At 70.6% G+C, this 10,682-nt stretch carries 9 protein-coding genes and 5 tRNA genes; 6 read left to right on the top strand and 8 right to left on the bottom strand.

The window, feature by feature from the left end; genetic code table 11:
- Positions 1-123: 123 nt before the first annotated feature.
- The gene (locus HZF19_RS15740) at positions 124-1,299 is read right to left on the bottom strand and encodes a hypothetical protein (protein ID WP_208029752.1); all 1,176 of its coding nucleotides are present in this window, start codon (positions 1,297-1,299) and stop codon (positions 124-126) included.
- Positions 1,300-1,551: 252 nt separating this feature from the next.
- Here HZF19_RS15740 and HZF19_RS15735 point away from each other — a divergent pair, with 252 nt between their 5' ends.
- Both HZF19_RS15735 and HZF19_RS15730 read left to right on the top strand, forming a co-directional pair.
- The gene (locus tag HZF19_RS15735) at positions 1,552-2,193 is read left to right on the top strand and encodes a TetR/AcrR family transcriptional regulator (protein ID WP_208029751.1); all 642 of its coding nucleotides are present in this window, start codon (positions 1,552-1,554) and stop codon (positions 2,191-2,193) included.
- A gap of 79 nt (positions 2,194-2,272) precedes the next feature.
- A tRNA-Pro gene (locus HZF19_RS15730) sits at positions 2,273-2,347 on the top strand.
- Between the two features lie 32 nt (positions 2,348-2,379).
- On the opposite strand, the gene HZF19_RS15725 is transcribed toward HZF19_RS15730, so the two are convergent.
- The gene (locus HZF19_RS15725; RefSeq protein ID WP_208029750.1) at positions 2,380-2,601 is read right to left on the bottom strand and encodes a nucleotidyl cyclase domain-containing protein; all 222 of its coding nucleotides are present in this window, start codon (positions 2,599-2,601) and stop codon (positions 2,380-2,382) included.
- A 249-nt stretch (positions 2,602-2,850) separates the two neighbouring features.
- Between HZF19_RS15725 and HZF19_RS15720 the strand changes: the two genes are divergently transcribed.
- Positions 2,851-2,925 (top strand) — tRNA-Gly (locus HZF19_RS15720).
- Positions 2,926-3,059: 134 nt separating this feature from the next.
- Here HZF19_RS15720 and HZF19_RS15715 read toward each other — a convergent pair.
- Together HZF19_RS15715 and HZF19_RS15710 are read right to left on the bottom strand one after the other, a co-directional pair.
- Positions 3,060-4,379: a sensor domain-containing diguanylate cyclase gene (locus HZF19_RS15715; protein ID WP_208029749.1), complete on the bottom strand. Its 1,320-nt coding sequence runs from the start codon at positions 4,377-4,379 to the stop codon at positions 3,060-3,062.
- 82 nt (positions 4,380-4,461) lie between these two features.
- Positions 4,462-6,489 (bottom strand): PAS domain S-box protein, encoded by a 2,028-nt coding sequence (locus HZF19_RS15710; RefSeq protein ID WP_208029748.1) that lies wholly within the window; start codon positions 6,487-6,489, stop codon positions 4,462-4,464.
- Positions 6,490-6,684: 195 nt separating this feature from the next.
- Between HZF19_RS15710 and HZF19_RS15705 the strand changes: the two genes are divergently transcribed.
- Positions 6,685-7,692, top strand: coding sequence for an alcohol dehydrogenase catalytic domain-containing protein (locus HZF19_RS15705; RefSeq protein WP_208029747.1), 1,008 nt, complete (start codon positions 6,685-6,687; stop codon positions 7,690-7,692).
- On the opposite strand, the gene HZF19_RS15700 is transcribed toward HZF19_RS15705, so the two are convergent.
- Both HZF19_RS15700 and HZF19_RS15695 read right to left on the bottom strand, forming a co-directional pair.
- Positions 7,682-9,115, bottom strand: a complete 1,434-nt coding sequence (locus tag HZF19_RS15700; protein ID WP_208029746.1) for an MFS transporter — start codon at positions 9,113-9,115, stop codon at positions 7,682-7,684. The genes HZF19_RS15705 and HZF19_RS15700 overlap by 11 nt on opposite strands.
- A gap of 96 nt (positions 9,116-9,211) precedes the next feature.
- Positions 9,212-9,288: transfer RNA gene (locus tag HZF19_RS15695), tRNA-Arg, on the bottom strand.
- Between the two features lie 125 nt (positions 9,289-9,413).
- Between HZF19_RS15695 and HZF19_RS15690 the strand changes: the two genes are divergently transcribed.
- Together HZF19_RS15690 and HZF19_RS15685 are read left to right on the top strand one after the other, a co-directional pair.
- Positions 9,414-9,491 (top strand) — tRNA-His (locus tag HZF19_RS15690).
- A 61-nt stretch (positions 9,492-9,552) separates the two neighbouring features.
- A tRNA-Lys gene (locus tag HZF19_RS15685) sits at positions 9,553-9,625 on the top strand.
- Between the two features lie 89 nt (positions 9,626-9,714).
- Here the strand turns inward: HZF19_RS15685 and HZF19_RS15680 are convergent.
- A complete protein-coding gene (locus tag HZF19_RS15680) occupies positions 9,715-10,104 on the bottom strand; it encodes a thioredoxin family protein (protein WP_208029745.1) in 390 nt (129 codons plus the stop codon).
- Positions 10,104-10,544 (bottom strand): DUF4395 domain-containing protein, encoded by a 441-nt coding sequence (locus HZF19_RS15675; protein WP_208029744.1) that lies wholly within the window; start codon positions 10,542-10,544, stop codon positions 10,104-10,106. Before HZF19_RS15675 ends, HZF19_RS15680 begins: the two co-directional genes overlap by 1 nt.
- Between the last annotated feature and the right edge of the window lie 138 nt (positions 10,545-10,682).

The raw sequence follows: 10,682 nt of genomic DNA, 5'->3' as shown, positions 1-10,682 counted from the left end.
ACACCTCAACCCGGCCCTTCGATCTGCCCGCACCGCGACCCGCTCGCCCTCCGACGACACGACGCCCCTCCCACGACCGACGGCCGCCCTCCACCCCACGAAGGCGCCTTGCTCAGCACAGTCCTAGCCCCGGAGTCGCTTGATCACGGCGGACAGGAACCGCGAGCGGCCACGGCGGCCAGGTTTGCGCTCAACGACTCGTTGCTGTTGAGCGCAGGTCCCGACCGGACTGTCACCGGCAACGACCAGGCCAGCCCAGTGAGCCGCGCAGAGGAACAGAACGACATCGTCCTCAGCGATGCGTAGTCGTTCCGCCAACTCCCTGACACTCAGCGCCTGCCGAGTCCAGGTGGCCGCGATGGCCGTGTCGTGGCGCAAGGGCAGGACACGAGTCAGATCGGGCCACCGGCCCAGGCGGATGGGCTGGTCGAGATCGCACCCCGGGGGGAGCTGATGTCCGCACACCCATACGCCGAGCGCCCACAGCAGCTGCTCGAAGCTCCAGCGGCTCGCCGCCTCGCCATCATGTCCTGCACGGGCGCCGACGTGGACGGTCCAGGACTCTACGGTCGAACCCCGCGCCAGTGACCGGAGCTGACGCGCGCTCAGGGTCGTGTACGCCGAGCGGGTTTCGGCGTCAAAGATGATGCCCCCGACGTGGTGCTCGAGCCGGATGGTGCCGCTCTTCCGGAGGCAGGTGCGGACCGCGTCCACAACGAGTGGCAGCATGCTCTCCCTCGCCGCTCTGGGAGTCCCGGCGGTGGCGTGGCCCGGTGGCACCGTGCGGGCAATCTGGACCCGGGGACGGATCGAAGCCGCGGCCCGGGTCACCGAGCGGGGAGGGCGCGCAGCACGCCGAGCTGGTGGAGCCGATTCGAGCTCGGAGTCATCGATTGCTGAGCGAATCGCCCGCTCGACGACCGGCAAGGACTCGGAGAAATCGCCGGCTGGCCGCCTCAGCGCCCGGACCGCGAGCACCGCGCCGACCAGTTGGTCCACCTTCACCGGTTTCAGGACGTGTGCATCGAGATCCTTCGCCGCCGCCGGGTCGAGCGCCAGGCCCACGATGGGTCGACCTGGATGCCTGCGACGAAGCTCCGCGAGCCGCGCACGCGACGCGGGGCCGACGATGTCGACGATCGCCACCTCGGCCTCAGTGTCGCCGACCACCTCCAGAACCGATGGGGCCTTCGTCTCGAGGAGTAAGCGGAGGGTCTCACGTGTGCGGTCCCCCATCTCCGCCAGGCACACCCCCACCGGGGTCCCGTCCGCTTCGCCTCGTCGCTGCGCGTCGCTCACCACGAGCACCCTCGGCTTCTCCCCCCATGCCTACGACCCGAGCCACGCCCCTCTTAATCGAGCACATACTCGGTTAGCTCTCCCGATGATCGAGCAATTACTCGATTAACTTCATAGGCCATTCGGCTCATTGTCTGAGGGCGCAGCTCGATTCATGGTTCGTGGATCCAATCGCCCGCTGCTCGCAGGAGCGTCGCTTTGCTCCGCCCAATCGTCAGGACAGGGGGCTGGCAGGGGAAGATCGGACTCGCCATGCACAAGCAACCGACCCCTTCCGAACGACGACCTGGCCGATCGAGCCGGGTCGGAATTCGAGTCCGCGGGGCCGCCACCTGGGAGGCGATCCTCGACCGGGCCGACGCGCTCTTCGCCGAGCGCGGTTACGACGCCGTGAGCACCAACGAGATCGCCGCGGCGTGCAACATCTCCGTGGGCACCCTGTACCACTACGTCGCCAACAAGCAGGAGATCGCCCTAGCGCTGGCCGAGCGCTACGAGACACTGCTCGGCGACCTCCTGCTCCGGCTCATCGAGACCGAGGGAGGCTCGCTCGCCGAGCAGGTGAGCCGTTGCGTGCACGCCATGGGCGATTTCGCGGCCCGCAACCCAGCGATCGCCGACCTCCTGGAGGGGAAAGGCCCCGGTGCGGCCGACGCGCGGCGACGAGTGCGCAAGATGCTCGTCGCCTGCGGGCGCACCCTCGTCGCTCCGCGGACCGCCTCACTCGGCGAGCACGAGCGTGAGATCACTGCGCACGTCTGCGCCTCCGTATTCGTCGCCGTGATGCACGCTGCAGCGGAGTGCACAGGCGACCGAGAGGACCTGACATCCCTCATCCAGGAGCATGCCGCGCTCCTGATCGCCTACCTGCAGGAGCGCCTGCCATCACCGTGAGCTCACTCGATGCGATCCGCGCTGACACCAATCCTGCACCCGCGTCGCTCACGTGCGCGGATGGCTAGGCTCGCCCGCACGGGGAGTGGCGCAGCTTGGTTAGCGCGCCTGCTTTGGGAGCAGGAGGCCGGGAGTTCGAATCTCCCCTCCCCGACTTCACCGGCCCGGGTCCGGCGCCCGGCGGTCTCAGCCCGGCCCGGTGCTTCTCGGGTGGCGGGGCAGCGCGCCCAGGTCGGCGAGGCAGAACGCATTCCCGCCCACCTTCTTGATGTCATACATGAGCGCGTCCGCAGCCTTGACAAGATCATCGACCTCGAGCCCACCGGTAGCCTGCCCGATGACGGCGCCCGCGCTGACCTCGATCGGCCGAGCCGCACCCCGATAGGCATCGAGCAACCGGGCGATCAACGAAGGTGATCGCGATCATCAACACCGTGATCACCGCGACGACGGCCCGAACGTTCGGCCGCTCGTGGAGGTTCAGCAGAAGTCGGGACAGCGAGGTGATCACGGTGCAGCTTGTCTTCGTGGTGGGGCCAGCTCGGTAGCGACACCAGGGTCACCACCGTCCCCAATCGAAGCACGATCGATGCTCGCTCCGCCCACCCCCCTACCAGGCCGAGTCCGCCCGAACGCCCGCTACAGTGGCACGCCCGCGCGGGTGTAGCTCAATGGCTAGAGCCCCAGCCTTCCAAGCTGGTTATGCGGGTTCGATTCCCGTCACCCGCTCCAAGACCAAGGACAACAAACGGGCTGGTCACAGCACCGAAACCACCGCAGCCGCTGGCCCGCCTGCGGGGCCAACGGGATCGCCAGCGATACCGGCACTGGCCTCGGTCGTGCCCCCGACGTGGATGCCCGCGGGCTCAGCGGCTGGTGCCGGTCCGCTCCTTGGCTCGGTAGAGGGCCACATCCGCCTCAGCCAGCAGCTCGTCGATGGAACGTGCGGTGCCCGGGTCGACCGCGATACCGATACTGGCCTCGATCTGCACGACCTCGCCGGCGACGTGGACTGGCCGGGACACTGCGTGGCCCAGCCGGGCGGCCAAGGCGTCGGCGGCGGCCCGGTCGTCGTCACCCACCACCACGACGACGAACTCGTCGCCACCCAGACGCGCCGTGAGGTGATCGGGGCCGACCACCTCGACGAGGCGGGCAGCGACGTGGCGCAGTACCGCGTCGCCGGCGGCGTGGCCCAGCCGGTCGTTCACCGGCTTGAAGCCGTCGAGGTCGAGAGCCAGCACGGTGACCGGCGTACCCACCCGATCGGCGGGCAGCTCGGCGAAGAATCCAGCACGGTTGCGCAAGCCGGTGAGCTGGTCGTGGGTGGCGGCGTGGCGCAGGTCGGTGGCGTCGCGATGGAAGCGCAGCACGAGGCCGAGGGTGCGGGCGATGGTGGCCATCGGGTACGAGCGGGCCTCGAGGGGCGGGCCGGCGTCGGTGGCCCACACCGTGATGAGCGCGGGCGGATGACCCCGAGGGTCGACCACGGCACGAACGCGACACCCGCTGAAGCATCGGGCACGAGCCTCGACCGCTACGGCCGGGGGCAGGGCGTCGAGCGAGGTGACCACCACCTCGTCGCTCGTGGCGATCGCCTGGCCCCATGGCGAGCCCGCCTCGGGGTCGGCGCCGGTGAGCACATCGGGCAGCGGGGCGCCGACGACCAGGTCGTCGCCATCGTCTCCATGACAGCGCAGCACGCACGGCTCGGTCGGGTTGCGCCACCAGTCGAACGCGGGCAGCAGGGCCACGACGTCGGCGAAGGGCTCGTTGGAGGTCAGGCCGTCGAGCACGCGGGCCATGAGCTCGTGGTCGTACATGCGGCGACCGACGACGACGAGCAGGCCGTCGAGGACGGTGACGCCCACGTCGAGCGTCTCGAACCCTCCATCGGCCCGCCGCAGGCGATAGGGCGCACCGCCACGGGGGCCCTGCATCCGGTTGAGGTTGGCGGTGGCGAGGGCGACAGCGCGCTCGACCTCGTCGGGGTGAAGGAAGTCGATGAACGAGCGGCCGACGACCTCGTGGCGGGCCCAGCCGAGGATGGCGAGGCCCGAGTCGTTCACGAAGCGGACGGTGCCGGTCGCGTCGAACGCCGTGATGAGATCGGGTGAGCGATCGACCACGCCGCGGCGCAGCCGGGCGACCAGCTCGTCGTCGACCTCGGCCAGATTCTCCTCCACCACCTCGCTCCCCGCGGCTCGACCTGCCGCCCCGGCAGCCTAGCGGCACCCGTCCGGGTGACGGTCGGGGGAAGCGACGCCCTCATTGTTCACCGGAGATGGAGTCACCGCCTTCGGTGCCGCTGCGAACGCGGTCGACGATCTCGAGCAGCTCGTCGAGATCGAACGGCTTGGTCAGGTAGAAGTCCGCCCCGGCCTGCTCGAACTTCTGCACCATCCGCGTCGACGCGTCCGCACTGACGACCGCCACCGGGACCTCGGCGGTGGCGGGCTCGGCCCTCAGCTCCGCGAGCACGTCCGCTCCGCACAGGTCGGGCAGGTGTACATCGAGCAGGATCAGATCCGGGTGGTGCTCCCGTGCCAACTCCAGCCCCAGACGCCCTTGCATGGCCGACATGAGCTCGACGCCCGCGCGCATCTGCAACACCCGCTCGACCAACCGAACGTTCGCCAGGTTGTCATCGATGTAGAGAACGACCATGTCCTGGACGGGACGGGGTTGCAGGCGTGGCGCCTCGCGGGTCGTGGGCTGTTCCGGTTCATGGACGGCCAACGGCAGCTCGACCCAGAACGTCGCACCCTGGCCGAGCTCGGAGTGAACGCCCATGGCGCCGCGCATCTTCTCCACCAACCCTCGGGCGAGGGGCAACCCGACTCCGGTTCCCTCGATGTCCGTCTGCTCGGCCCCCAGCCGCTCGAAGGGCATGAAGATCCGCTCGAAATCGGCCGGGTCCACCCCCGGGCCGGTGTCGGTCACCGAGATGCGCACCCGATCCTCAGCGACGTGCTCCACGCCCAGCTCGACCCGACCACCGCGCCGGTTGTATTTCACCGCGTTCGAGAGCAGGTTCAACAGCACCTGCATCAGGCGTTGCCGATCGGCGACCACCGCCAACCCCGGTTCGATGTCACCGGGCATCAGCATGGCGATCTCCCGGCGCATCGCGGAGGGTGCGATCAGCTCCGTTGCCGCCCGGAGCACGTCCGAGACCTCTACGGGCTCCAAGGAGAGGTTGAGGTGGCCGCTCTCGATCCGGGCGATGTCGAGAACCTCGTTGATGAGGTCCAGCAGGTGATGACCGGCACGCAGGATCTGCTCGACAGCCTCCCGGTGCTCCTCCCCCGCCTCGAGCTGCAGGATCTGCGCGAAGCCGAGCACGGCGTTCAGAGGCGTGCGCAGCTCGTGGCTCATCCGCGAGATGAACTCGCTCTTGGCCTGGCTGGCCCGCTCGGCGGCCTGGCGCTCGACGTTGCGCAACGCGGCGAGCCGCTCCACCTCCTCGAGTCGGCGACGGTGCTGCTCCGCGGCCGCAGCCAGCCGGACCTGCTCGGTGATGTCCCGGGTGGTGCCGGCGACACCCACCACCTCGCCGTGCTCGCCGAGGATCGGCGACACGGTGAGCGATACGTGGATCAACTCACCACTCTTGCGTCGACGGACGGTCTCGAAGTTGCGAACCGCCTGACCCCGGCTCACGTGCGCCAAGAGGAACGTGATCTCCTCCTGGCGGTCCTCGGGGGCCAGCACTGCGATGTGCTCACCCAGGATCTCGGACCCGGAGTACCCGTAGAGCTCCTCCGCCGCCGGATTCCAGGTGGTCACCCGGCCCTCGAGGTCGCTGCCGATGATCGCATCGGGTGAGGACTCCACGATCACCGACAGCCGGCGGGCGCGCTCCTCGGCCGCCTTGCGAGTCGTGATGTCGGTGGTGACGCCGACCACCGCCACCAGCTCGCCGTCGTCGCCGACCATGGGGGTGACCGAGAGCAAAGCCGGGAAGGTCGAGCCGTCCCGGCGCCGGGCACGGACGTCACCCGACCACGACTCCCGCCGAGACACCGCCGAGGCGATCTCGTCCCCCCGATCGGCGGTGTCGCCCCACAGCTCCGCACCCATCAGCGAGCGCCCGATCACCTCGGCAACCGGCCATCCGTAGAGCCGTTCCGCCGCCCGGTTCCAGAAGATGATCCGACCCTCGGGGTCGGTCGCGACGATCGACTGCTCCACCGCGTCGAGCAACCGCGCTCGGAACCCGCTGCCGACGGCCGGGGGCCCGCTTGCGCCGGCCCCCGGTGGCTCACCGGTCTGCGAGCCGATGTGCTCACTCATCGCCCTACGCACCCGGCTGCCCGGCTCCTTCGCCACAGCACCACCATCGGGACCTCCCGCATCAGTCCCCGATCCGTTCCGCCGCCCCTTCGCTATCGGCACCCGAGGCCCCGCGCTGAATCCCGAACTCCGTGCTCGCCACGCACGGGCACACCCGTGGGACCCCGCCCACCGCTGTCGTGGGAGGATGGCGCCATGCGCGCCGCCGTCCTGCAGCAACCCGGGGAGCTCCTGGCCATCGTCGATCGACCCGATCCCCGACCCGGTCCGGGGGAGGTGCTGCTCCGGGTCGAGGCCTGTGGGATCTGCGGCTCCGACCTGCACCTGTCCGATGCGTACCCGATGCCCGGGCTGGTGCTGGGCCACGAGTTCTGCGGCACCGTGGCTGACGTGGGCACCGGGGTCGACACGCGGCGGGTCGGCGATCGGGTCACCGCGCTGTCCCTCGCGCCCTGCGGCGAGTGCGCGGCCTGCATGACAGGTCGGGTCCGCAAGTGCCCCCGCGTGGCGATGATCGGTATCGAACGGCCGGGCGCCTACGCGGAGTACGTGGTGGTCAACGCCCGGGACACCTTCGTCCTGCCGACGACGCTCGACCATCGCCACGGCGCGCTCATCGAACCCCTGGCAGTGGCGCTGCACACGGTTCGCCGGGCCGGCGCGCAGCCCGGCGACGACGCGTTGGTGCTCGGTGGCGGGCCGGTGGGGCTCGCCGTGGCCTCGTGGTTGCGCGCCCTCGGGGCCCGGGAGGTCGCCGTGAGCGATCCGGTGGCGTCTCGCCGGGTGCTCGCCGAGCGCCTCGGGGCCACGGTGACGATCGACCCCACCGTCGACGACGTCGGCGACGCCTTCGCCGCCGTCACCGGGACCCGCCCGCGACTCGTGATCGAGTGCGTCGGGGTGCCGGGGCTGCTCCAGCACGCCGCCGACGTAGCCGCTGTCGATGCCACGGTGGTGGTCGCCGGCGTGTGCATGGCGCCCGACACCATCACCCCGCTGGTCCCGATGACCAAAGAGCTCGACGTGCGCTTCGCCTTCTACTACGAGGCACGCGACTACCAGACCACGATCGAGCTGATCGATCGTGGTCGCATCGACCCGCTCCCGCTGGTCACCTCGGAGGTGCCGCTCGAGCAGACACCGCAGGCCTTCGCCGACCTGAAGCATCCCTCCGACCAGTGCAAGGTGCTGATCACCCCGTGACCGCGTCCTCCAGGGGCACCCGGCACGGGAGGCGAGCCACCAGCACCGCACCGAGCGCGGCCACCGCCGCCGCCGACGCGAACACGAGTACCAGCCCGAGTGAGCGATCCCAGCCCGCAGCAGTAGCCCAGGTGATCACCGCCCCCGAGGTGCCCGTTCCCAGCGCCACCCCGAGGGTGTCGGCGAGCTGCAGCGCCGCGGTGGCCGTACCCTCCCCGCCTCGGGGAGCGGAGCCCAGCACCGTCAACGACAGCGGCGAATAGGCGAGGCCCATGGCCAGACCGCCGAGCCCCCACAACGGGAGGCCAAGGGCGGGCGGGACGGCGGGCAGGAACACGATGGCGAACGCCAGGGTGGCCCCGGAGAGCACCACGAACCCCACCCGCACCAGCGAGCGGGGTCCCGAGCGATGCACCTGCCGGGCTTGGATCCACGATCCCGCCGTCCAGGACAGCGCTGCGGCCGTCAACGCCAAGCCCGCCACGCCGGGCGAGACCCCCCGCACCGTCGCCAGGGTGAACGGGACGTAGGCGTCCGCAGCGAAGAAGGCGAACGTGAGCAGCCCGCGCAAGCCGATCGCCGCGGGGAGACCCTCGGCGAGTCGGAGCGTTCCCGGAGGCGTCAGCCGGCGGAACGCGGGAAGGCCCACGGCGAGCCCAACGAACAGCAGGCTCGTAGCCAGCCACCACGGCTCGGCGCCCAACCCGGCGAGCACCGCCGCACCGGCACCGGCCACCAGCACGGCGTCGCGAACCGACACGGTCGCCACCGCCCCTCCGCCGGGGGTGACGATCCGCCGCAGCGTGCCAGCCACCACGGCACCGAAGGCGAGCACCAGTGGGAGCAGCCCGGCGAACACCCACCGCCAGCCGATGGCCTCCCCCACGAACCCCGCTGCCGCGGGGCCGACCAGCGACGGCAGCACCCAGGCGGTCGAGAGGAGCGCGAACAGGCGGGGGCGTTGCTCGGGGGGGTAGGCCCGCCCGATGCAGACGTAGGCCACGGCGGGCAGGGCACCGGCACCCAGGCCCTGCAGGGCGCGGGCGAGCACCAGCACCCGCATCGACGGCGCGGTGGCAGCGAGCGCCAGACCGGCAGCGAAGAGCGCCACGCCTCCGGCGAAGGGGATGACCAGCGGCGTGCGATCAGCGGCCTGCCCGGCGACCACGATGCCCACCAGGTTGCCGAGGAAGAACGCGCTGAACACCCAGCCGTAGAGGTGGAGGTCGCCGAGATCCGCTTCGACGAGGGGCAGGATGGTCGCCACGGCCAGCGCCTCGAAGGCCACGATGGTGATGATCAGCACGATGCCACTGGTCAGCACCCGCCGACCGGGAGCGAAGATGCCGGGTTGCCCGCCGGTGGTAGCCACCGGCATCGCCACGGTGTCGGGCTCGTCCGATCCGTGGGGGGCGGCACTCACACGGAGGGAGGTTAGGGACCCTTCACCGCAGCACACCATGCGGTTCCTTCTCGCCGAGACCGGGCGACGATGCGCTCGAGGAGGGTTCCGGAGCCCTGGCGCCCCCGGCAGGATTCGAACCTGCGACCGTCGGATTAGAAGTCCGATGCTCTATCCAGCTGAGCTACGGAGGCATGCGTGTTCCGTTCCCAACTGTAGGAGCCGTGTCCTGCGAGGCTCGCCATCCGGCCACCTGGCCAGACCAGGGTGCCCCTGCCGTATGCTGGTCGCTCCCACGGCGCAGGCGCCGTGGGTCGTGGTGGCCGTAGCTCAGCCCGGTTAGAGCGCCAGGTTGTGGCCCTGGAGGTCGGGGGTTCAAGTCCCCTCGGCCACCCCACCGGTCGTGGTCGCCCCACGCTCGTGGGGCGACCACGCAGCCGCTACAATCCTGCTCCCTTGCGCCTCTAGCTCAATTGGCAGAGCAACGGACTCTTAATCCGCAGGTTCTGGGTTCGAGTCCCAGGGGGCGTACGGCACCGAAGGCCCTCGATCGCGCGACGTCCGGGATCGAGGGCCTTCTCCGTGCCGGGTCCGATCCCGCGAGCGGCAGGGTGAGCGGGTCAGATCGGTGCGAGGTGCCGGCGGACGCCCTCGGGGCCGACGATCCGGGCCAGTACCCGGCCCGCTGCGTCGGAGCGCAGCACGGTGGGTGCGCGGCGGATGCCGTACCGCTCCGCCAGTTCGGGGCGTTCGGTGGCGTCGATCTTCACCACCGCCTCGGCCGGGTAGGCCCGGCGCAGATCTCGCTCCACCGCTTCGCAGGACACGCAGTAGGGAGTGGTGAAGATCACCCACGTGCCGGATGCGCCCGAGACCAGCTCGAGCGGCAGCGGCGGTAGCCCGTGCGCACCACGACCCTCGTCGACCTGGCGACTCCTCCGGTAGGTCAGGGCCCCACCCGCGACCAGCACGAGGATCAGGGCCACGACGGTGAGGCGGATGGGGTCCATCACGCCACCAGCTCCACCCCGCGCCGGCGAGCGATGACGAGATAGATCTCGCAGCCGATGCAGATGCCGCTCACGGCCGCGAGACCGGCGAGGGCCGCGACGATCAGGGCCAGCGCCCAGCCGAGCCCGGTGGCCCCGGCCGCGAACGCTGCCGTGGCCGCACCGAGGAAGACCACTCCCACGGACGCCGCGAACCGGGGCGGTCGCGGGTCCTCTAGCTCGGCGGGGGGTCGCAGCCGGGGCCGGATGACCTCGGCGAACAAGCGCAGGAACGGGCCGTAGGCGGGACCGAACGCCGCCCCCGCCAACAGCACCAGCGCCCACACGGGCACCACCCAGCGCTGGTCGAAGGCGAAGCCGGCGAGCAGCGCGAGCGCCAAGACCGCTTGGTTGAAGCGGGGGCCTCGCGGATCGATCGGTCGGGGTGCGGTACCGGCCATGACGACAGTCTAAACCCGACCGGATCAGTCGGGTATTCCGAAGCCTCCGCCCCCTTCCGCTCCCCTGGCTCGTTCTGGCCGGTCGAACCGGTGGGGCGGGCCCCGTTAGAAGGGCCCGGTGGGGGGGGGGAAGGCGGT

Source organism: Rhabdothermincola sediminis, from assembly GCF_014805525.1.
In the GTDB taxonomy this organism is placed as follows: domain Bacteria; phylum Actinomycetota; class Acidimicrobiia; order Acidimicrobiales; family Acidimicrobilacustridaceae; genus Rhabdothermincola; species Rhabdothermincola sediminis.
Note: the sequence above shows the minus strand (reverse complement) of the source record. Positions and strands in the feature narration are given on the sequence as shown.